This window comes from Stenotrophomonas sp. GbtcB23, from assembly GCF_019091045.1.
Classification (GTDB): domain Bacteria; phylum Pseudomonadota; class Gammaproteobacteria; order Xanthomonadales; family Xanthomonadaceae; genus Stenotrophomonas; species Stenotrophomonas rhizophila_A.
Map to the genome: position 1 here is coordinate 40,878 of NZ_JAGXKC010000025.1, position 20,214 is coordinate 61,091.

Annotated in this window: 20 protein-coding genes; 4 read left to right on the forward strand and 16 right to left on the reverse strand. The window is 67.2% G+C overall.

Features of this window, described 5'->3' with window-relative positions; genetic code table 11:
• Positions 1-74: 74 nt before the first annotated feature.
• The 3 genes from dinG to aroE form a co-directional block, all read right to left on the reverse strand.
• Positions 75-2,177 carry an ATP-dependent DNA helicase DinG gene (gene dinG, locus KVS69_RS11870; protein ID WP_210131278.1) on the reverse strand — a complete coding sequence of 701 codons (2,103 nt, stop codon included), beginning with the start codon at positions 2,175-2,177 and terminating at the stop codon, positions 75-77.
• A gap of 107 nt (positions 2,178-2,284) precedes the next feature.
• Positions 2,285-2,629, reverse strand: coding sequence for a hypothetical protein (locus KVS69_RS11875; RefSeq protein ID WP_093532689.1), 345 nt, complete (start codon positions 2,627-2,629; stop codon positions 2,285-2,287).
• Between the two features lie 8 nt (positions 2,630-2,637).
• Positions 2,638-3,480 carry a shikimate dehydrogenase gene (gene aroE, locus KVS69_RS11880; RefSeq protein ID WP_217538196.1) on the reverse strand — a complete coding sequence of 281 codons (843 nt, stop codon included), beginning with the start codon at positions 3,478-3,480 and terminating at the stop codon, positions 2,638-2,640.
• Positions 3,481-3,534: 54 nt separating this feature from the next.
• On the opposite strand from aroE, the gene KVS69_RS11885 reads away from it, so the two are divergent.
• On the forward strand, positions 3,535-4,401 hold the full coding sequence (locus KVS69_RS11885) for a TolB-like protein (RefSeq protein WP_217538197.1): 867 nt from the start codon (positions 3,535-3,537) through the stop codon (positions 4,399-4,401).
• 39 nt (positions 4,402-4,440) lie between these two features.
• On the opposite strand, the gene KVS69_RS11890 is transcribed toward KVS69_RS11885, so the two are convergent.
• The 4 genes from KVS69_RS11890 to KVS69_RS11905 are packed head-to-tail and all read right to left on the reverse strand — an operon-like array spanning position 4,441 to position 6,984.
• Entirely contained in the window at positions 4,441-4,713 is a 273-nt protein-coding gene (locus KVS69_RS11890) for an SHOCT domain-containing protein (RefSeq protein ID WP_184125973.1), read from the reverse strand.
• 31 nt (positions 4,714-4,744) lie between these two features.
• Positions 4,745-5,734, reverse strand: a complete 990-nt coding sequence (hemB, locus tag KVS69_RS11895) for a porphobilinogen synthase (RefSeq protein ID WP_068854378.1) — start codon at positions 5,732-5,734, stop codon at positions 4,745-4,747.
• A 23-nt stretch (positions 5,735-5,757) separates the two neighbouring features.
• A complete protein-coding gene (locus KVS69_RS11900) occupies positions 5,758-6,675 on the reverse strand; it encodes a bestrophin family ion channel (RefSeq protein WP_217538198.1) in 918 nt (305 codons plus the stop codon).
• A gap of 60 nt (positions 6,676-6,735) precedes the next feature.
• The gene (locus KVS69_RS11905; RefSeq protein WP_184125975.1) at positions 6,736-6,984 is read right to left on the reverse strand and encodes a hypothetical protein; all 249 of its coding nucleotides are present in this window, start codon (positions 6,982-6,984) and stop codon (positions 6,736-6,738) included.
• A 200-nt stretch (positions 6,985-7,184) separates the two neighbouring features.
• Between KVS69_RS11905 and KVS69_RS11910 the strand changes: the two genes are divergently transcribed.
• Positions 7,185-7,643, forward strand: a complete 459-nt coding sequence (locus KVS69_RS11910) for a hypothetical protein (protein WP_217538199.1) — start codon at positions 7,185-7,187, stop codon at positions 7,641-7,643.
• Between the two features lie 131 nt (positions 7,644-7,774).
• Here the strand turns inward: KVS69_RS11910 and KVS69_RS11915 are convergent, their stop codons facing one another.
• From KVS69_RS11915 to KVS69_RS11925, 3 genes are all read right to left on the reverse strand, one after another.
• Positions 7,775-9,580, reverse strand: coding sequence for a DUF885 domain-containing protein (locus KVS69_RS11915; protein WP_217538200.1), 1,806 nt, complete (start codon positions 9,578-9,580; stop codon positions 7,775-7,777).
• A gap of 147 nt (positions 9,581-9,727) precedes the next feature.
• Complete coding sequence (locus tag KVS69_RS11920; RefSeq protein ID WP_217538201.1) at positions 9,728-11,956, reverse strand: S9 family peptidase; 2,229 nt, start codon at positions 11,954-11,956, stop codon at positions 9,728-9,730.
• Positions 11,957-12,075: 119 nt separating this feature from the next.
• Complete coding sequence (locus tag KVS69_RS11925; RefSeq protein WP_217538202.1) at positions 12,076-12,765, reverse strand: glutathione S-transferase N-terminal domain-containing protein; 690 nt, start codon at positions 12,763-12,765, stop codon at positions 12,076-12,078.
• Positions 12,766-12,872: 107 nt separating this feature from the next.
• On the opposite strand from KVS69_RS11925, the gene KVS69_RS11930 reads away from it, so the two are divergent.
• Positions 12,873-13,508, forward strand: a complete 636-nt coding sequence (locus tag KVS69_RS11930) for a TIGR00645 family protein (protein ID WP_068854385.1) — start codon at positions 12,873-12,875, stop codon at positions 13,506-13,508.
• A gap of 157 nt (positions 13,509-13,665) precedes the next feature.
• Complete coding sequence (locus KVS69_RS11935; RefSeq protein ID WP_068854386.1) at positions 13,666-14,682, forward strand: energy transducer TonB; 1,017 nt, start codon at positions 13,666-13,668, stop codon at positions 14,680-14,682.
• A gap of 139 nt (positions 14,683-14,821) precedes the next feature.
• On the opposite strand, the gene KVS69_RS11940 is transcribed toward KVS69_RS11935, so the two are convergent.
• From KVS69_RS11940 to KVS69_RS11965, 6 genes are all read right to left on the reverse strand, one after another.
• Positions 14,822-16,006, reverse strand: a complete 1,185-nt coding sequence (locus KVS69_RS11940; protein ID WP_068854387.1) for an ABC transporter permease — start codon at positions 16,004-16,006, stop codon at positions 14,822-14,824.
• On the reverse strand, positions 16,003-16,749 hold the full coding sequence (locus KVS69_RS11945) for an ATP-binding cassette domain-containing protein (protein WP_068854388.1): 747 nt from the start codon (positions 16,747-16,749) through the stop codon (positions 16,003-16,005). Before KVS69_RS11945 ends, KVS69_RS11940 begins: the two co-directional genes overlap by 4 nt.
• On the reverse strand, positions 16,746-18,257 hold the full coding sequence (locus KVS69_RS11950; RefSeq protein ID WP_217538203.1) for an alpha/beta hydrolase: 1,512 nt from the start codon (positions 18,255-18,257) through the stop codon (positions 16,746-16,748). The genes KVS69_RS11945 and KVS69_RS11950 overlap by 4 nt, the downstream gene beginning before the upstream one ends.
• Before the next feature lie 230 nt (positions 18,258-18,487).
• A complete protein-coding gene (locus tag KVS69_RS11955; protein ID WP_095363213.1) occupies positions 18,488-18,718 on the reverse strand; it encodes a hypothetical protein in 231 nt (76 codons plus the stop codon).
• Positions 18,715-19,068 carry a SymE family type I addiction module toxin gene (locus KVS69_RS11960; RefSeq protein WP_093532677.1) on the reverse strand — a complete coding sequence of 118 codons (354 nt, stop codon included), beginning with the start codon at positions 19,066-19,068 and terminating at the stop codon, positions 18,715-18,717. The genes KVS69_RS11955 and KVS69_RS11960 overlap by 4 nt, the downstream gene beginning before the upstream one ends.
• A gap of 562 nt (positions 19,069-19,630) precedes the next feature.
• On the reverse strand, positions 19,631-20,214 hold a 584-nt coding region (locus tag KVS69_RS11965; RefSeq protein ID WP_217538204.1), incomplete at its 5' end, for a hypothetical protein.

The following is a 20,214-nucleotide window of genomic DNA, read 5'->3' on the forward strand; positions in this document are numbered from 1 at the left end:
CCGTCGCGATCAGCATCCCCCACGCCCGGCGAAGGTGCGTAGCGACACGCCATGCGTGTCCCACGGGGTGCTCGTCAGCCGATGACGCGCTTGAACGGCGGCAACGCATCGATGATGCGCTTGCCGTAACGGCGGCTGATCAGGCGCGAGTCGAGGATGATCACGCGGCCGGTGTCGGTGGAGGTGCGGATCAGGCGGCCGGCGAACTGGGTCAGCGTACGCAGCGCGTGCGGGATGGCGATCAGGTTGAAGGCGTTCAACCCGCGGCTTTCGAACCATTCGCTCAGGGTGGAGGTCTGCGGATCGGTCGGCACCGCGAACGGTACCTGGGTGATCACCACCGTGGTGCAGGCTTCACCGGGCAGATCGAGGCCTTCGCCGAACGAGTTCAGCCCGAACAACACCGACCCCTCGCCTGCCGAGGTGCGCCGCAGGTGTTCGTCGATCATCTTCTGCTTGGCCGTTTCGCCCTGCACCAGCACCTGCTTGCGCTGCGCGGCGGGCATCAGTTCGGCCACCTTTTCCATCTTCCAGCGCGAGGTGAACAGCACGATGCTGCCCTTGCTCCAGTCCAGTTCCTTGACCAGGTACTTGGCCACTTCCTTCGGGTGCCGGTCGCGGTCGTCCGGGGTGACCGGGAAGTTGGGCACGATCAGCTCGGCCTGGTTGGGCAGGTCGAACGGGGACGCGAGCGAGACCATCTCTGCTTCGTTGGGAATGCCGTTGTCGATCGCCAGCGCCTGGAAATCACCACCGCCGGTGAGGGTGGCCGAGGTCATCACCACGGAATCCACTTCATCCCACAACAGCTTGCGCAGCACGTTGGCGGCCGACACGGGCGAGCCGTGCAGGATCAGGTCGCCATCGCGCGACAGCGTCACCCAGCGCGCGAACGGCGGCTGGCCTTCCTTGTCTTCGCGGCGCCAGGCGGTCCACAGGTTGTGCTGCTGTTCGATCATTTCCAGCGCCATGCCCAGCGTGCGCTGCAGGCGCTCGCGCGCGGCGTCTTCGGGCTTGCCCTTGGCCACCTGCGACTGCGCGGCGTGGGCCCAGTTGAACAGCGCGCGGGTGTCATCAGCCAGCGCCTCGATATCGGCCATCCAGATGTCCGGCAGCCGCCCGTTCGGCGCGCGCCACATCGGCTCCTGCGCGGTCGGGTCCGGTTGCCAGCTGCGGTCGATCACATCGCGGAACGCGCGCAGCTGCTTGCTGACCCGCGCGGCCACGTCGATGGCTTCGTTGGGCAGCAGGTTGCCCAGCTTGTCCTTGTCCACCGCGCGGTAGGCGGCGGCGATGAGGATCTGCAGGCGGCCGGTGCGCTTGGCCATCTCATCCAGGGCCAGGCTGGCCGCGCCCTGGTCGATGGCCACGTTGCCGATGTGGTGGCCTTCGTCGAGCACCAGCAGCATGTCCGAGGGCGGGGCGATCAGCGGCTGACCGTTGTCGCTTTCGCCAATGGACAGGGCCGACAGCAGCAACGCGTGATTGGTGACCACGATCTGGGCGTCGCGCACGGTGTTGCGCGCGCGCAGCACGGCGCACTGGGCGGAGTAGGCGCACTTGCGCCCGGCACAGCCGGAGGCCGGGGTGGTGATGCGCGAGCGCAGCGAGGGGCTGATGGTGTCGGGCGCGTTGTCCAGGTCGCCGTTCCAGCGCCCTTCGACGAAATCCTTGCTCAGCTTCTGCGCCAGGTCCATTTCAATCGGCGCCAGCGGGCGGTCGAACAGCGGCTGTTCGTCCTCGAACATGCCTTCCTGCGCGCCATCGCCATGCGCTTCAGCGGCATTGCGCGTGCACAGGTAGCGGGTGCGGCCCTTGGCCAGCGCCACGGTGGCCTCCAGGCCGGTGGCCTTGAGGAAGTTGGGAATGTCGCGCTCGACCAGCTGCGACTGCAGCGCCACGGTGCCGGTGCTGATCACCAGCTTTTTCTTGGTGGCCAGCGCAATCGGCACGCCGGCGGTGAGGTAGCCCAGGCTCTTACCCACGCCGGTGGGGGCCTCGACCACCCCTACCCCGCCGCTCTGCGACAGCGCACGCGAGACCACGCCGATCATCTGGCTCTGCGAACGCCGCGTGCTGAAGCCGGGGGTATTGGCCTGCAGCTTGGCGTAGGCATCGCGGATGACGGTCTTGAGCTCGTCGTTCAGCGCACGCGGGGCTTCAACTTTTTCGGTCACGACGGGGAGGTCCTGCCTGGATCAGGCGGGTATTTTCTCATGCTCCGGGGCCCGGACCGGCGCGGATTTTTCCGCGCCGGTTCAGATCCGTGACCGGGGTCGCCCGGTCAGGCCGCCGGGGCGGCGCGGTTGCGCAGCGCACGGGTCATCGCCCACACCAGCAGCACCGTGGCCAGGGCATCCACCAGGCCCAACGCGAAGTGGCCGCCGCGCAGCCAGTACGACAGCATCTGTACGTTGCCGTAGTCGCCGGTCTGGACCAGCCAGGTCGGGACGATGTTCAGCGCCAGCCCGCCCAGGGTGCCGGCCAGCAGCAGGCCCAGCGCCCACAGGGCGACACTGCGGATGGCACCGCGCGGGGTATCCACCACCCACACCAGCGACACCGCCAGCGCGATCAGCACCGGCAGGCGCATCGCGACCATGCCCAGCAGGCTGAGCAGCAGATCCATGCTGCTGCTCACTCTTCACCCGCCAGGGCGTTGCGGGCGCGCAGTTCGGCGTAGACCGGATCGGTTTCCGGGCGCACTTCGTGCCATTGCTGGAAGCTGGTGGCGGCTTGTTCGACCAGCATGCCGAGGCCGTCGACGATGTTGCGGCACTGTGCCGCGCGGGCCCAGGCCAGGAACGCAAAGGAGGCCTCGCCATAATTCAGGTCCACGGCGGTGGTCATGCTGTTGACCAGTGACAGCGGCAGCTTGAACTCTTCATTGCGGTCACGGCCCGCAGAGGTGGCGTTGACGATCAGCTCGAAGTCGCCGAGTTCGTCCATGCGGTCCCAGTACTGTGTCAGCACGCGGCCGGGCTCGCCGATCGCATCGCTCAGCTCGTCGGCACGCTCGGGCGTACGGTTGACCACCACCAGTTCGCGGATGCCGGCATCCAGCAGCGCCGGGGCCACGCTGCGCGCCGAACCACCGGCACCCAGCAGCAGCACGCGGCGGCCGCGCAGGTCCAGGCTGTGGCGGTCGGTGAGGTCGCGCACCAGGCCCACGCCATCGGTGGTGTCGCCGTGCCAGCCGTCACCCTTGCGCAGCAGCGTGTTGACCGACTGGGCCAGCATGGCGCGGGAGGTAAAGGTCTTGCACAGCCCGAAGGCGATTTCCTTCAGCGGCGCGGTGACATTGGCACCGACGCCACCGTCGGCGGCGAACGCCTCCAGCGCCGCCGGGAAATCGGCCGGTGCCGCTTCAATGGCGCGGTAATCCAGCGCGATGCCCTCCTGGCGGGCGAACGCGGCATGGATGTGCGGCGACTGCGAGTGGGCGATGGGCTGGCCGAATACGGCGTAACGGGCGGTCATGGGTGTCTTAAACTCCGGGCCTGGATTGAAACGCAAACCCCAATGGAAGCGACTATGCGCACTCCCTTGTCTCTGCTCGCGCTGAGCCTGAGTTTACTCTCCGCACCGGGCGCGATGGCGCTTTCCGAGTTCGGCATCGAAGGCATGGGGGTGGTGTCGACCAAGGCCAACGAGGCCCAGGCGACCATCGCGCCGGATGGCAAGCGCATCATCTGGGCCAGCGACCGGCCCGGCGGCGCCGGCGGCTGGGACCTGTGGCAGGCCACGCTGCGCGACGGGCGCTGGCAGGATCCGGCGCCGCTGGCGCTCAACACTGCCGGGGATGAGGTGGATCCGTTCTTCAGCCACGACGGGGCCTGGCTGTACTTCGCCTCCAACGGCGGCAGCGGGCGCGGTGGGTTCGACCTGTATGGGGTGATGATCCGCGAGGACGGCAGCTTCGGCACCGTGCTGGCGATGCCGGTGACGGTCAACACGGCGGCCGACGAGCGCCGCCCGGCGCTGCGGCCGGATGGGCAGGTGCTGCTGTTCGCGCGCAATGGCAAGGGCACCCAGGGTGGGTTCGACCTGTTCGTGGCGACCGCGCAGGGCCGCGGGTTCAACGCGGCGACGCCGTTGCCGGCGCCGCTCAACAGCGCGGCCGACGAGCTGGGCGGTGATTGGCTGGGCAATGGCGGGGCGCTTGTGTTCACCCGCGTGGCGGGTGGGCATTCGCAGGTGTGGCAGGTGGGCTGCGACTACGGCGCGGCGGCGGTGCCGCTGGGGCTGTCGTTCAATACCGCCGACGGGCAGACCGGCGCGCCGGTGGTGGATGCATCCAAGCCGAGCGAGCTGGTGGTGGCTGGGCAGGCAAAGTCGCCGAAGGCCGGCGGGTTGGACCTGTACAGGTTGCGCACACCAACGGTGGCTGGCTGCCGGTAAGGATGGTAGGTACCGACCGTTGGTCGGTACGCTTTTCCTTCAGTACGCGCGCAGCAAGGCGGCGCGCTGCTGCTCGTACTCGGTTTCGCTGATCTCGCCGTTGTCCTTGCGCTGGTTCAGCGCGGCCAGCTGGGCCTGCACGGCCGGCGGCAGGTTGGCTTCGCGGGCCAGGCGGGCGGCGGCCGAGGGTTGCTCGGGCGCGCGGCGGGCGGCACGCAGCACGCCGCGGATGACCAGGCCGATCACCACCGCGAACACCAGCACGCCGGTGCCCCAGGTCAGCCACTGCACCCATCCCATCGTCTGCATCATCCTGCTCCTGTCTGCGTGTTGACGCGTATTGTCAGCGTTCGCGCAGCCAACGCGCCACCTGCGGTGCGAAATAGGTCAGCACGCCATCGGCACCGGCCCGCTTGAAGCCGATCAGCGACTCCAGCACGCAGGCGCGTTCGTCCAGCCAGCCGTTGGCGAAGGCCGCTTTCATCATCGCGTACTCGCCACTGACCTGGTACGCAAAGGTGGGCACGCCGAACTGCTGCTTCACCCGGCGCACCAGGTCCAGGTAGGGCATGCCCGGCTTGACCATCACCATGTCCGCGCCCTCTTCCAGGTCCAGCGCGATTTCGCGCATGGCCTCGTCGCCGTTGGCCGGGTCCATCTGGTAGGTCTTCTTGTCGGCCTTGCCGAGGCTGGCCGAGCTGCCCACCGCGTCGCGGAACGGGCCGTAGAACGCCGAGGCATACTTGGCCGAGTACGCCATGATGCGCACGTTGACGTGGTTCTGGGCGTCCAGCGCGCGGCGGATCGCGCCGATCCGGCCATCCATCATGTCCGACGGCGAAATGATGTCCACGCCGGCTTCGGCGTGCGAGAGCGACTGCTTGACCAGCGCGGCCACGGTGATGTCGTTGAGCACGTAGCCCTTGTCGTCGATGATCCCGTCCTGGCCGTGGGTGGTGTACGGATCCAGCGCTACGTCGGTCATCACCCCCAGCTCGGGGAAGCGCGATTTCAGCGCGCGGATCGCCCGCTGTGCCAGGCCGTTCTCGTCCCACGCGGCGGCTGCATCCAGGCTCTTGCCGGCCGGGTCGATCACCGGGAACAGGTCGATCACCGGGATGCCCAGTTCCAGCGCTTCCTCGGCCACTTTCAGCAGCTCATCGATCGACAGCCGTTCCACGCCCGGCATCGAAGCGACCGGCGCTCGGCCGGCCAGCTCGTGCACGAACACCGGGTAGATCAGGTCGTCGGTGGTCAGCGTGTTTTCGCGCATCAGCCGGCGCGAGAACTCGTCGTGGCGCATGCGGCGGGGGCGATAGTCGGGGTGGGCCATGGGATGCTCCAGACGGTATTCGGTTACTGCAGCAGGTAGCGCTGCGGTTGCAGGGGTTCCGGCAGCGGGCGCACGCCCAGGCTGTCGAGCAGGTCGATTTCGATGGTGCGGACCATCGCATCCAGCGGCAGGTCGTTGGGTTCCAGCCCGAACGGTTCCTCCATTTCCTCGCCCAGCTGGTCCAGCCCGAAGAAGGCATAGGCCAGCACCGCCGACACCACCGGGGTCGCCCAGCCCAGCGAGCTGGCCAGGCCGAACGGCAGCAGCACGCAGAACATCCACGCGCAGCGGTGCAGCAGCAGGGTGTAGGCGAACGGCAGCGGGGTCAGCAGGATGCGCTCGCAGCCGGCCTGGATGCTGGACAGCGCATGCAGGCGGGTTTCGAACTGGGCATACAGGATGCTGTCGATCTCACCGGCGCGCAGCGCGGCGGTGGTTTCCACCGCGATCATCGCCAGCAGCTGGTCCGGCACGTTCTGGCGCTGCGCGTAGCGCTCGCGGTCGGCCTCGGGTACCCAGGGCAGCCCGGCCAGCGCGGCGTCCTGCCCGCGCAGGCGTGCGGCCAGTGCATGCGCGAAGGCGATGGCCAGGCGGCAGATGCGGTCGGCGCGTGCCGGCTGTCCGGCCAGCAGCGTGCTGCACAGCCGCGCCAGGCTGCGCGATTCATAGATGAGCTGGCCCCACAGCTTGCGCCCTTCCCACCAGCGGTCGAAGCAGGCGTTGTTGCGGAAGCTCAGGAAGATGGACAGCACCAGGCCCAGCAGCGTGAACGGCGCCACCGACACGCGCTCGATGCCCGGCGGGTGGGCCAGTTCGGCGAAGGTGGCGACCGCGACGGCCAGCACGAAGATGGCGGCCACCTTCGGCGCGATGGCAGGCACGATGGAGCCGCGCAGGATGTACAGCAGCTGCCAGCCGTGAGGGCGGGGACGAATGATCATGGGGCGGTCATTCTACGCCCTCGGGTGCGGCAACCCGGCAGGTGCGACGGGGTGTCGCAGTCAGAGGATCCCGCCGCCGATGGACAGGCGCACGATGCCCACCACCACCACGACCGCGTTGAGCAGCAGGCCGGTCCACGCGCGGCCGCGTTTGGTCGGGTGGGTGAACAGGATGCCGAGCGCGCCGATGACCGCACCGACTGCGGCGAAGGGGATCAGGAACCAGTTGCCCCAGCCCAGCAGCGGGATCAGGGCCAGGATCATCCACAACAGGGCCACGACGCCCCACAACAAACTGATCAATCCCATGCCCCGCTCCCCTAACCTGAAAATGCTGGCGGCAGCGTAGCGACCCCCGTGCCAGTGGCGCGTGATGGCGGCGGCAAGATCGGGATGCGGCAGGCTCACCCCGGCGGTGTTAACGTTCGCCAGAACGGGGTTGGCGCCGATTCAGTGGCCGGCCCGGATGATCCAGGCGCAGGCCGACCAGGCCGAACAAGGGTGAACCCATGAACATTCGACTCCTTCCGCTGCTCGGCGTGCTGCTGGCCGTGACCGGCTGCGCCAGCACCTCCAAGGTGATGCTGGGCCAGAGCCGTGCACCGACCGATCCGGCGCTGGTGCAGATCTATTCCACGCCACCGCCGGGTTCGATTGAAATCGCCCAGCTGGAGTCCACCAGTGCGGCAGGCTTCGGCACCCAGGGCCAGACCGATGCGGCGGTGATGCGGCTGAAGAAGGAAGCGGCCGCGCTCGGTGCCAACGGGGTGATCCTGATGGGCGTGGAGTCCAGCAGCTCAGGCGGCGGCCTGTCCGTAGGCGGCGGCAGCTACGGTTCGCATAGTGGCGGCGGCGTGGGCATCGGCATTCCGACCACGCAGAAGCGCGCGGCCGGCGTGGCAATCTGGGTTCCCAACCCGCCACCGGCGGACCGCCTGCCGGTGCAGACGATCACGCCGACCCGGTGAAAGCGGGTCACGACCAACGGTCGTGACCTACCCAACAGCCGATCGAATGGTCGGTTCGAATGGTCGGTTCGAATGGTCGGTTCGAATGGTCGGTAGGCCACGACCGTTGGTCGTGGCCCACGCGGAGTTGATTACTTTGCCGTGTACCGCGGGATGAAGACCTCGTTGACCGCCTTGGCCAGCTGGTTCGGCGGCAGCAGGCCCTGGTCGAGCAGGAAGTTGTTGAACGCCAGGCGGTCGAACTTCGCCCCCAGTGCCAGTTCGGTCTGCATGCGCAGTTCCAGGATCCGGGTGTAGCCGTAGAAGTAGCTGCCCGCCTGGCCCGGCGACCGCACCATGTAGCGGTCCAGTTCCTGGGTGGCCATCGCCTGCGACAGGCCCACTTCGTCGATCAGCACGCGCTCGGCCTTGGCACGGTCGATCAGGCCCAGGTTGAGCATCGGGTCCAGCATCGCGCGCGCGGCGCGCAGCAGGCGGAACTGCAGGGCGATCAACTGCCCGTCCAGCGGCTCGTACGGCACCATTTCGGCTTCGGCATACAGCGCCCAGCCTTCCACGTTGACCGAATTGAACGCGAACATGGTGCGCGCCAGCGACACGCCGCGCTCCACCATCGCGGTGAACTGCAGCTCATGGCCCGGGCGCCCTTCGTGCGCGCTCAGCGTCCACGCGGCCGAGCCGAAGTTGAAGTCGTCGTACTGCGCGGCCTTGTCGCCGGCGGCCGGGTTGCCCAGCGGCAGCACGAAGGTGCCCTGCTGGCCGGTGTTGCCCACCAGCGGCGCCGGCAGGAAGTGCGGGGCCGGCGAGGCAGCGCTTTCGGCGGCCGAGCCCAGCCGCATCTGCATCGGGCGCTGCGGCACGTCCACGATCTTCTGGGCGCGGATGATCGGGTCGATCGCATCGATCACGCCGCGGTAGTGGTGCTCCAGCTGGTCGTTGGCGATCTTGTCACCCTTCAGCGCGCGGATCACCGCCACCGGGTCGGTCGGGTCGGCCACCTTCAGGCCCTTGGCCTTGACCACCAGCGGCGCCAGCTGGCGCATCGCCGAACGGGTTTCCATGAACTCCAGCTGCGCCCGCTGCATCAGCAGCTTGGGGTCGATGTCGATGCCCACGCGCTTGAGCTGGAAGGCGTACAGCGGCTCGGGCAGGCGCGCATCGGCACGTGCCTTGGGCAGCACCTCGCTCTTCGTCCAGTCGCGGTACTCGCGCAGCTGGGTGGCGATGGTCTTCAGCGCCTCGTCGGCGCCGGCGACCTTGTACTTGTCGAACAGCTTTTCGATGCCGGTGATGTAGGTATCGACGTTGGCCAGCGACTGCTCGACCTCGATCTTCGTCGGCTGCAGCAGCGTCTTGTCGGCCAGGCGCTCTTCATAGCGCTGGCGCGACAGCGTGGTGATGGCGGTGCTGCCCGGGGCCAGGCCGGCATAGGCCTTCAGGCGGTCCAGCGCCTTGGCGCGGCGCTCGGCCGGCACCTGGTCGGACAGCAGCAGGTTGATGCCGCTGAACACCGTCTGCGGGGTATCGCTCCACGGCAGCAGGTACTTTTCGTTGAGTTCGCTGCCTTCGATGTTCTCGTCGGCGGCGGCGATCATGATCGCCAGGTCCTGGCGCACGTTCGGGTCGCGCTCGGTGGCCAGCTTGGCCTTGAGCTGGTCGCGCGCCTTGGCCATCGCGGCGCGGTAGCGCTTGGCGTTGTCCGGCCCGAAATCGGCCACCTTGTCGTCGTAGCCCGGCACGCCGAAGAAGCCGGTCTCTTCCGGCTGGAACGGGCCCTGCGCGTCGAGCAGGATCTGCGCCAGTTCGTTGCTGCGGGTCACCCAGGCCGCACTGGCCGGGGCCTTGGTGGCGGCAGGAGCGGCAGCGAAGGCCGGCGGCGCACTGAGCGCGGCGGGGACGGAAAGGGCCAACGCGACGGCAAGGGCAAGCGGCTTCATGCAGGACTCCAGTGAGCGGGTGCCTGCGACCCTACGCACTCGGGGAGGCAGCGGCAATCGGCCGGAGGTCATGGCCGCCGCCCGGCGGGCCCCCGCCCGCGCCCCACCGGCACGGACGGCGCCAGGTGGGGCTCCCGGAAGCGTGCGTTACGGCTTGAGGCAGCGGGCCAGGAAATCCTCGGCCAGGCGGTAACGGTGCAGCGCGTTGCTGCCCGACAGGCCGTGCTTGGCGCCCGGGTAGGTCATCAGCTCGAACGGCTGGCCGCGCTTCTGCAGCGCGCTCATCAATTCGGTGGAATTGGTGAACAGCACGTTGTCGTCGGCCATGCCGTGGATCAGCAGCAGGCGCGAGCGCAGGCCGTCGATGTGGGCCAGCACCCGCGCTTCTTCATAGCCCTTGGCGTTGCGCGCCGGCAGGTCCATGTAGCGTTCGGTGTAATGGGTGTCGTACAGGCCCCAGTCGGTAACCGGCGCGCCGGCCACGCCGCAGGCGTACTGGTCCGACGCCTTGGCCAGCAGCATCAGGGTCATGTAGCCGCCGTTGGACCAGCCCTGCACCCCGATGCGCGCCGGGTCCACCCACGGCTGCTGCTTGAGCCAGTCGACGCCCTTGAGCTGGTCGGCCACTTCCACCGTGCCCTGCACCCCGTACAGCGCACCGCCGAAATCGCGGCCACGGCGCGGGGTGCCGCGGTTGTCCAGCGAGAACACCACATAGCCCTGCTGGGCCAGGTACTGGTTGAACAGGTGGTCGCCACGGCCGGGCCAGCTTTCGGTGACGGTCTGGCTGGCCGGGCCGCCATAGACGTACACCACCACCGGGTAGCGCTTGGCCGGGTCGAAGCCAGCGGGCTTGATCAGGCTGTAGTTCAGCGCGGTGCGGCCGTCGGCCGCGGTGAGGGTGCCGAACTCCACCGGGCGCTGCGCATCCAGGTAGCGCGCGTACGGGTGGCTGGGATCTTCCAGGTTGTTCTCCACCAGCGTGGCGATCTTTTCGCCATTGGCACGGTGCAGCGCGATCTGCGGCGGCGTGGTGGTGTTGGACCAGCTGTCCACGTACACGCTGGCGTTCTTCGCGAAGCTGGCGCTGTGCATGCCCGGTTCGCTGGACAGGCGCTGCAGCGCCCCGCCCTGCAGCGGCACGGCGTACAACTGGCTTTCGCGCGAGGAATCCACCCCGGCGCGGAAGTAGACCTTGCCGGCGTCTTCGTCCACGGCCAGCAGTTCGTCCACCGGCCAGTTGCCGCTGGTGAGTGCGGTCACGCTCTTGCCGTCATCGGACACGCGGTACAGGTGCTGGAAACCGCTGCGCTCGGACGACCACAGGAAACCGCCCTGCTTGAGGAAATGCAGGCTGTTGTGCAGCGGCACCCAGGTCGGCGACGTTTCAGTGACCAGGGTGCGCTGCTTGCCGCTGGCCAGGTCGGCCTGGATCAGTTCCAGGGTCTTCTGGTCGCGCGACTGGCGCTGGAAGGTGAGGTGCTGCGGGTCGCGCCAATCGACGCGGGCCAGGTAGATGTCCGCGTTGCGGCCCAGATCGACCCAGCGCGCGGCGGCATCGGCGCGCGGGGCGATCACGCCCAGCTTGACGGTGACGTTGTGGTCGCCGGCGGCCGGGTAGCGCTGTTCGATCATCTCGGTGCGGTCGGCGTACATCTCATAGCGCTTCTGCACCGGCACTGGCGATTCGTCGATCCGGGCGAAGGCGATGGCCGAGTCGTCCGGCGCCCACCAGTAACCGGTGTGGCGGTCCATTTCCTCGTCGGCGACGAATTCGGCCACGCCATTGCCGATGGTCTCGCTGCCATCGCGGGTGAGCTGGATCTGGCGACCGCTGGCCAGGTCGATCACCCACAGGTTGCGGTCGCGCACGAAGCTGACGAAGCCGCCCTTGGGCGACAGCTTGGCATCGGTGGCGAAGCCCTCACCGTGGGTGAGCTGGCGCACGGCGGCCTGGCCCTGCTTGTCCAGGTCGTACAGATACAGTTCGCCGCCCAGCGGGAACAGCAGGGTGCGCGCGTCGGGCGACCACTGGTAATCCACGATGCCGGTCATGGCGGCAATGCGCTGGCGCTCGCGGCGGGCCTTTTCGGCATCGCTCAGGGTTTCATCGCCGGGCAGCACTACCTTGGAATCGACCAGCAGGCGGGTCTGGCCGCTGGCGATGTCATACGCCCACAGGTCCAGCTGGTTGCGGTCGGCCTCTTTGCCGCGCAGGAAGCTCACGCGTGAGCCATCCGGCGCCACCTTGGGCTTCATCAGGGTCGGGCCGGACAGCGGCAGCGGTCCGGTGATGGCATCCAGGGTGAGCTTTTCGGCGTGGGCGATGGTGGTCGAGGCGAGCATGAGGGCGAGCGAGGCAACAAAGTGGCGCATGGAATCTTCCGGCGGCGGCTGGGCGTTCCCGGTCCGGTGGGGCGGGTTGGGAGCGGACCATCCTAACCAAAACCGGGGGGCGGGTGCCGGGGGGCAGATCGGCGGCGATGCCGCCTGGTTTACCGCTGGCCGAACAGGTGCTTGCGCTCTTCGTCGGACAGCGGCTTGCCGGCATCCGGGTTGACCTGATGCTTCAGCGCGTAGGCCCGCTGGGTCGCCGGGCGCGCGGCAATGGCGTCGTGCCAGCGCTTCAGGTTCGGGAACGCGGCGAAATCGACCGGCAGCTTGTCGTACGCACCGATCCAGGGGTAGCTGGCCATGTCGGCGATGCTGTAGTCGTCGCCGCCCAGGTAGGCGCTGCTGGCCAGGCGCTTGTCCATCACCCCGTGCAGGCGGCGCACTTCGTTGCCGTAGCGCTCGATGGCATACGGAATCTGCTCGGGCGCATACACGTTGAAATGGCCCATCTGGCCGCTCATCGGGCCCAGCCCGGCCATCTGCCAGAACAGCCATTCCAGCACCGCCACCCGGCCGCGGGTGTCGGCCGGCAGGAATTTCCCCGTCTTCTCGGCCAGGTACAGCAGGATCGCCCCGGACTCGAACACGCTCTGCGGCGCGCCCCCGTCGGTGGGCTGGTGGTCGACCAGCGCCGGCATCTTGTTGTTGGGGGAAATAGCGAGGAATTCGGGCTTGAACTGGTCGCCGCTGCCGATGTTCACCGGCTTGATGGTGTACGGCAGGCCCAGCTCTTCCAGCAGCAGGGTGACTTTGTGGCCGTTCGGGGTAGGCCAGTAGTACAGATCGATCATGACAGGACCCAGCGGTTCAGGAATCCCGAGTCTAGTGCGTCAGCTGGCTTGGCAGGGTCATGCCGGCCCGCTACTCTGCGGCGTCCCCCGCAACGCAGCATCCCAGCATGAGCTCGACCGAAAAGCCCATCAGCCCCCTGTCGTCCCTGATCTTCGCCTCGCGCTGGCTGCAGCTGCCGCTGTACCTGGGCCTGATCCTGGCGCAGTGCGTCTACGTGTTCCTGTTCGGCAAGGAGCTGTGGCACCTGGTCCACAAGGCCAACACCATGGGCGAGCAGGAAATCATGCTGCTGGTGCTGGGCCTGATCGACGTGGTGATGATCTCCAACCTGCTGGTGATGGTGATCGTGGGCGGCTACGAGACCTTCGTTTCGCGCCTGCGCCTGGAAAACCACCCTGACCAGCCGGAGTGGCTGAGCCACGTCAATGCCAGCGTGCTGAAGGTGAAGCTGGCGCTGTCGATCATCGGCATCTCCTCGATCCACCTGCTCAAGACCTTCATCGGCGCCGGCAACCTGGACGGCCTGCCGGCGTGCAACAGCCCGGAGTACGTCACCGCGGTGCTGGATGCCGTGGCCAAGTACGGCCCGGCCGTGGAAGCCTCGTTCAAGTGCTCCACCATGACCGGCAGCGGGGTGATGTGGCAGACCATCATCCACGCCGCATTCATCCTGTCGGCCATCGGCATTGCCTACACCGACAAGCTGATGGCCCACACCCCGAGCAAGTCGCTGGCGCACTAAGCGCCCGCCCTGCCCGCCCCGGCCCTGCAAAGCAGGGCGCGGGGATGCTAGATTGGGCACCTGCTGCACCGCGCCGGACGCTGGGAAACGTACCGGGGCTTCGGTCGGCCTGACCGCATCAGGCCTTACGTATCGTCGTTCTTCAAAGGGGAGTTGGATGTCGCACGTCAACACGAACGCCAAGGCGCGCCTGCTGGTGCCGCTGACCCTGGTGGTGGCTCTGGCCGCCTGCTCGGGCAAGGACGAAACGGCTCCGGCCGCGCCGACCGCACCGGCTGCCACGGCCGCAGCACCTGCCGCCGCGCCGCCGGCTCCGGCGGTTTCGGCCAAGGTCCAGTCAATGGGGACCGAGGAACTGCGTGACCTCGCCAGCAAGGCCCTGCGCGAGAACCGCATGTACGGCCCGGCCGGCGACAACGCCATGGAGTACTACCTGGCGCTGCGCGAGAAGACCCCGGACGATGCCTCGATCAAGAGCGCGTTGTCGGACCTGCTGCCGTACACGCTGATTGCCGCCGAGCAGAGCCTGACCCGCGAGGACTTCACCGAAGGCCAGCGCCTGGTGGCGCTGATCGAGAAGGTGGACCCCACCGCACCGGCGCTGCCGCGCCTGAAGTCGGGCATCACCAACGGCATGCAGACCGCCCTCAAGCGCACCCAGGAAGAGACCGACAAGGTCAAGAAGGACGCTGAGAACAAGGTCAAGCTGCTGGCCGACCAGCAGCGCCAGCAGCAGGCCACCGAAGCTGAAGCGGCCAAGCAGATCGCCGCGCAGCAGGATGCCGCCCGCCGCGAAAGCGAGCGCCAGGACACCGAGCGCCAGGCAGCGGCCCGCCGCGAAGCCGAACAGCGGCAGCAGGCTGCCGCTGCCGCCCAGGCCGCTGCTGCCCGCCAGCCCACCGCCGCACCGGCCGCCGCAGCCGCCCTGCGTCCGATCAGCACCCCGGCGCCGCGCTACCCGACCGACGCACTGCGCGCCGGTACCTCGGGCGAAGTGCTGGTGGAGATCACCGTGGGCACCGACGGTTCTGTCACCAGCTCGCGCGTGCTGCGCGCCACCCCGGCACGCATCTTCGACCGCGAGGCGCTCAACGCGGTCAAGCGCTGGAAGTTCGAACCGGTCAGCGCCCCGGTCACCACCCGCCGCACGCTGTCGTTCGCGCCGGGCGGTTGATCCACGATTGATGGGCAAAAAGAAAAACCCCGGAGCGATCCGGGGTTTTTTGTTGCCGCCGTATCGACCAACGGTCGATACCTACCGGCTGCCGTGGCGGTAGGTACCGACCGTTGGTCGGTACACAGCCGCCCGGAAATCAACCGGAGATCGCGAGGCGCTCCTGGTGGTAACGGCGTACGGCGGCGAACCACAGCAGTGCGGCCAGGCCGAAGCCTGCCACCAGGTACACCGCCCACATCTGCGGGCTGATCGGTTCGTGGCGGATGATCTTCAGCAGCATCTGGTTCTGCGCCAGGAACGGTACCGCCAGCTGCCACAGCTCGGACTTCACCGGGTACACCATCAACGCGTAACCGGGCAGCATCGGCAGCAGCATCAGCCAGGTCATGTGGCTCTGCGCCTCTTTCATGCTCTTGGCCGCTGCCGAGAGGAAGGTCAGCAGCGAGGTCCCGATGAACAGGATCGGCATCATCACGAACAACATCTGCAGCATCGACAGCAGGCCCATGTTGAGCTGCCGCGCCGCCGCACCGGTGGACAGCTGCGCGCTGAGCTTGAACGCCGCCAGCGTGAGCAGCAGCGACACCACGCCCACCACGCAGGCGGCGGCGATCTTGCCGCTGACGATGGCGCTGCGCCGGGCCGGGGTGGCCAGCAACGGCTCCAGTGACTGCCGCTCACGCTCGCCCGCGGTGGTGTCCATCACCAGGTAGGCACCGCCCAGGAACGAGGTAATGGTGAGCAGGATCGGCAACAGCAGCGACAGCATCACACCGCGCTTGGCCTCGGCCGTGGCCAGGTCCTGGGTGGCCACGTCCAGCGGGCGTGCCACCTGCGCGTCGATACCGCGCGCCAGCAACCGCAGCGCACCCACCTGCTGGCTGTAACCGGTGAGGGCCGCCTTCAGGCGTGCGGTGGGAATGTCGGCATCGCGGCGGGTGCTGTCCTGCACGATCTCCACCAGTGCCGGGCGCCCCTCTGCCCAGTCCTTGCCGAACTCCGGGCTGATGCGCAGGGCGATGTCGATCTTCTGGTCACGGATCTCCGCGGTCAGGTCCTTCGGCGGGTCCACCGCGTTGAGTCCCTGCGAGGCCAGGAAGCGCACCAGGTTGGGGGCGTGCTCGCGGCCGATGGTCGGAATGTCCAGCGGGGTGTCGATCTGGGTCTTGAACCGGGTCTCGGCCAGCTTGCCCATGCCCAGGATCAGCACCGGGTACAGCAACGGCCCGAGCAGCAGGGTGAGCGCCAGGGTACGGCGGTCACGCGAGAGATCGCGCAGTTCCTTGCGCATGACGGTCAACAACGTGGCAAACGCGCTCATGCGTGCAGTCCTTCTTCATTGCCGATCGCCTTCACGAAGGCATCTTCCAGGTTCGCTTCGCCGGTCAGCGCGCGCAGTTCATCAGCCGTGCCGGCAGCCATCACCGTGCCCTTGGCAATGATCACGATCGTGTCGCACAGCGCGGCCACCTCCTGCATGATGTGGCTGGAGAAGATCACGCAGCGGCCTTCGTCGCGCAGCTCGCGCAGGAAGCCACGCAGCGCGCGGGTGGTCATCACGTCCAGGCCGTTGGTGGGTTCGTCCAGGATCACGTTGCGTGGGTCGTGCACCAGCGCGCGCGCAATGGCGGTCTTGGTGCGCTGCCCCTGGGAGAAGCCGTCGGTCTGGCGGTCCAGGATGTCTTCCATGTCCAGCGCCTTGGAGAGCACCTTGGTGCGCTCGCGGATGTGCGCGGCGCTCATGCCGTGCAACTCGCCGAAGTAGGCGATGTTCTCGCGTGCGGTCAGCCGCTTGTACACGCCGCGTGCGTCGGGCAGCACGCCCAGGCGGCGACGGACCTCCACCGGGTGGGTGGCCACGTCCAGACCATCCACCAGCACCCGACCCTGGTCGGGTGACATCAGGGTGTAGAGCATGCGCATGGTGGTGGTCTTGCCGGCGCCGTTGGGGCCGAGCAGGCCGGTGATGCGACCGTCCTCGGCCTGGAAGCCGACGTTGTCCACCGCCTTGATCAGGCCGGTCTTGGTCTTGAACGCTTTATGCAGGTTCTCGGCGACGATCATGGTTCCCATCCGTTGAACGAGGTGAAGGCCGGCACCGCGGTGAGGGTATCCAGGCAGGAGGCGTCGAGTGCCTTGGCGTCGGCCTTGTCCATGAACTGCGCGAGCAGGCGCGGCATGCAGCCGGCGCCAAGGGTGCCATGGCCCTGGCCCTTGGCCACGATGTGGCGGCCGTTGGGCAGGTGCTTGAGCACTTGTTCGGCGTAGCGCGGCGGGGTGACCGGGTCGAATTCGCCCGACAGCAGCAGCACCGGCACGTCCGTGCTCAACGGCGCGGTGAAGTTCTTCGGGCGCGTGCCCACGTTCCACACCGGGCAGGCGGCGAAGAACATGCGCGCCACTTCCGGGCCGAGCAGGCGGTCGCCGGCCGGCGCTTCCTGGTAGCGGTCGGCGTCTTCGGCGCAGATCACCGACCACTGCATGCCCTGGTTCATCTGCCCGGCCATGTTGCGCGTGGCCAGGCTGTTGAGCGACATCAGCGGCGCGTAACGGCCCTGCGCGGCTTCGTCCAGCACCACCGGCAGCAGCGAGGACAGTTCCGGCATGTACGAGAACATGAAGGCCAGGCTGGTCACGGTGTTGGCGCTGATCGGGTCGCGGCGTACCGCGGCGGTGCCCGGGTCACGGTACTCCACCTCCACCGGGGCCTTGGCCAGCGTGGTCATCACGTTGCGCAGCTGGGTGCGGGTATCGACCGGGAAGCGCTTGGCGCAGGCGGCGTCCTTGCGGCACTGGGCGGATTGCAGCTCGATCGCCGATTCGAAGGTGTTGGCGAAATCGCCGCCCACCGCCAGGTCGTTCGGCGCCACCCCGTCGATCACCACCGCACGGGTGTGCTGCGGGAAGCGCGCGGCGTACTGCTGGGCCACGCGGGTACCGTAGGAACCGCCGACCAGGTTGATCTTGTCCACGCCCAGCGCAGCACGCACCGCGTCCAGGTCACCAATGGCCTGGGTGGTGGTGTAGAAGCGGGTGTCGGCACGCTCGGCCACCGCGGCAGCGCAGCGGGTGGCGAACTCGGCGATCACTTCGGGCGTGGCCGCCGCGTTCTCGTCGAACGAAAGCTCCTTGCCGTCGGCATCCACGCAGCTGAGCGGGTTGGATTTCCCGGTGCCGCGCTGGTCCACCAGGATGATGTCGCGCTTCTTGCGCACGTCGCGCAGCGACTGGTTGATGATGGCCGCCACCTGCGTGGCCGACTGGCCCGGCCCTCCGGCCAGGAAGAACACCGGGTCCTGCTTGCCGTCGCCTTCGTTGGCGGTATCCAGCAGGGCGATGTTGAGCCCGATCTTGCGGCCAGTGGGCGCATCGGGGTTCTCGGGCACCTGCAGGGTGGCGCACTCGGCTTCGACGTTGTTGCTGGCCTGGGCGCTGGTAAGGGTGCAGGGCTTGAACGTCAGTGTTCCGTACTGGCGCTCGGCTCCTTCCGGCGGTGCATCCGGAGTGGCCTGGCAGGCCGCCAGCAGCAGCAACGCCGCACTGGTGGCCAGGGGACGGCAGGAAAGTCGCATTTCGATCGCATCCTGGATTGAAGGGTCTCAGCATGCCATGACGGATGGGCGGGCTGGATGTGACATGCCCGATTCGACGAGGGGTTTCGTCCCTGCGCCAGCGCGAGGAGACCGACCAGGATAGGGTGCTGAACTTGCCGGAGACGGGCCCGTAACCGGATTTGCAGTGGTGCGTGGTGCGAACGCTTACATGGCAACGCGCTCCGGGTAGCGGTGGCGTTGCTACCTCTTCACCGGGAGCGCTGCCGGTTCGGCTGCCTCGTCGCTTCACCTTCCAGCGGGAAGCAATCGCCCCAGACCTCAATATCAAGGCCATTGAGGTTCCGATCCAGGGACACGCAGTTCTGGATCAACGACCGAAGCACGTAGCTGGGTGATCGTTCGCTACGCCACGCGGAAAGTTGGAACGCGCGGCGTAGGGCGGGATCCAACTTCACCCGCAAGTAGACCTGCTTCTTCATGGGATGACGTCCTCGGGCAGGAACTGCCCCAGGTCGGCGTTGACCTCACCGTGGAAGATCGTGCGTTCCACGAACCTGGGCACCCGTGGGTCTTCCACCGCTGGCGTGCCCAGCAGCTTGATGGTGATGACGCCAGCGCAGGCTTCAATCTGCAGCTTGCGGCCCACGTTGAAGCCCATCTGCCGCAGCCACTGGCCGCGGATCTTGAGGTAGGGAACCTTCAGCTCTTCGTGGAAGTGTGCGGGTGGGGTGCACGGCGGGGATTGCGTACGGCGTTCGCGTGCGCGCCGGGCAATCGCGGATTGGGAAGGGTAGTCGTTGTAGCTGTCGTCGGGTAGTTGCCTTTTCATGGTCTGCCTCCAGCAGGAAGATCCCTCGCCGGGATGGCGAGGGAGTCGGGAGGTTAGAAACCGTAGACATGGAAAGCCGGCGGGCGTATTCCCCAGAGGGTGTTGTATTAGCCACCCTCCCGACGCAGCGCTTACATTTTTCCATGTCTTGGAGTTTCTACGCTCCGGAACACACCTTGCGCGCAGCTGCCAACGATGGGAAATTGTTTGTGCCTCTTGATTTCCGGACTTCGGTAGGCAGAACCTTCTCAATGACGCATATGGCGCTGAAAGCGCAGCTACCAACAGTCTGCGCATATGATGAAGATGAGTTCGGTAGGAACAATCGATCCAACTAGCTCTACGTAGGACTGAGAGCTACTGAGCGCTGCGGCGTAGCAGCCCGGCTCCCGTCCGGCGTCCATCAGACCACCTTCGGCGGACTTGATCGCCGTGCACGTCCGCTCGAACTACACAGGAGATCGCAAATAGCAGAGGGGATTCGTTAGTCGTCGCCGGTACGCATTCACGTATTCCCTGCGAACCGGCCCGCCAGGTGCATCACATCCAAGGGTTGAAGTCCTTATGACGTCATCAAGTTGCTAGTTCGGCGCAAGCCTGATTGACAGGAGGAAAACCCAGAATTGTCCGGCAAATACTCCAAGTGACAGTGATACTTGCCTGCTGCGAACAGATCCCAATCTCGTACTGCCTCCCCTGTCAGGGGATTGAGGTCCCCGCCTCCAATTCGAATGGGGTCGCCAAGCTTGGATCGCGCGACCGAGCGCGAATCGGACATCATCAGCTCCGATGGAAGCAGAAGTGCACTGGGGCCATAGGCCGAGCTTTCGCCATGCATCTGAACAGTGTCGATTGATTCCCCGTCATCGGACACCAAGGAAAAGCCAAGGTCACCGCCAGTTACGTAAGTGCGACCTGCAATCCTGGTGGTTACTACGTCGACAGCCTCGTACCTGGTGAGGACAAGATCCAGGAATGGAGCAAGCAGGGAGCCAAGCAAAGTTTCAGCGGGCAGCATATTAACCTCCACGAGCGACCGCGCGGCGTGTGCCCGGTACCGGGCCAGGCGAGCGCTGTTGTAAAGAGAAAATGGCAACGACAACGATGCCGGCGCGGCGGATCCCCGCAGCAGGAATCTCTCTACCG

Excerpts from the sequence above, each read along its gene's own strand:
- KVS69_RS11875 (WP_093532689.1), bottom strand. The coding sequence starts at position 2,629 with ATGGATCTGCTGCTCAGCCTGCTGGGCATGGTCGCGATGCGCCTGCCG.
- aroE (WP_217538196.1), bottom strand. The coding sequence starts at position 3,480 with ATGACCGCCCGTTACGCCGTATTCGGCCAGCCCATCGCCCACTCGCAG.
- KVS69_RS11885 (WP_217538197.1), top strand. The coding sequence starts at position 3,535 with ATGCGCACTCCCTTGTCTCTGCTCGCGCTGAGCCTGAGTTTACTCTCC.
- KVS69_RS11890 (WP_184125973.1), bottom strand. The coding sequence starts at position 4,713 with ATGATGCAGACGATGGGATGGGTGCAGTGGCTGACCTGGGGCACCGGC.
- hemB (WP_068854378.1), bottom strand. The coding sequence starts at position 5,734 with ATGGCCCACCCCGACTATCGCCCCCGCCGCATGCGCCACGACGAGTTC.
- KVS69_RS11900 (WP_217538198.1), bottom strand. The coding sequence starts at position 6,675 with ATGATCATTCGTCCCCGCCCTCACGGCTGGCAGCTGCTGTACATCCTG.
- KVS69_RS11905 (WP_184125975.1), bottom strand. The coding sequence starts at position 6,984 with ATGGGATTGATCAGTTTGTTGTGGGGCGTCGTGGCCCTGTTGTGGATG.
- KVS69_RS11910 (WP_217538199.1), top strand. The coding sequence starts at position 7,185 with ATGAACATTCGACTCCTTCCGCTGCTCGGCGTGCTGCTGGCCGTGACC.
- KVS69_RS11915 (WP_217538200.1), bottom strand. The coding sequence starts at position 9,580 with ATGAAGCCGCTTGCCCTTGCCGTCGCGTTGGCCCTTTCCGTCCCCGCC.
- KVS69_RS11920 (WP_217538201.1), bottom strand. The coding sequence starts at position 11,956 with ATGCGCCACTTTGTTGCCTCGCTCGCCCTCATGCTCGCCTCGACCACC.
- KVS69_RS11925 (WP_217538202.1), bottom strand. The coding sequence starts at position 12,765 with ATGATCGATCTGTACTACTGGCCTACCCCGAACGGCCACAAAGTCACC.
- KVS69_RS11930 (WP_068854385.1), top strand. The coding sequence starts at position 12,873 with ATGAGCTCGACCGAAAAGCCCATCAGCCCCCTGTCGTCCCTGATCTTC.
- KVS69_RS11935 (WP_068854386.1), top strand. The coding sequence starts at position 13,666 with ATGTCGCACGTCAACACGAACGCCAAGGCGCGCCTGCTGGTGCCGCTG.
- KVS69_RS11940 (WP_068854387.1), bottom strand. The coding sequence starts at position 16,006 with ATGAGCGCGTTTGCCACGTTGTTGACCGTCATGCGCAAGGAACTGCGC.
- KVS69_RS11945 (WP_068854388.1), bottom strand. The coding sequence starts at position 16,749 with ATGATCGTCGCCGAGAACCTGCATAAAGCGTTCAAGACCAAGACCGGC.
- KVS69_RS11950 (WP_217538203.1), bottom strand. The coding sequence starts at position 18,257 with ATGCGACTTTCCTGCCGTCCCCTGGCCACCAGTGCGGCGTTGCTGCTG.
- KVS69_RS11955 (WP_095363213.1), bottom strand. The coding sequence starts at position 18,718 with ATGAAGAAGCAGGTCTACTTGCGGGTGAAGTTGGATCCCGCCCTACGC.
- KVS69_RS11960 (WP_093532677.1), bottom strand. The coding sequence starts at position 19,068 with ATGAAAAGGCAACTACCCGACGACAGCTACAACGACTACCCTTCCCAA.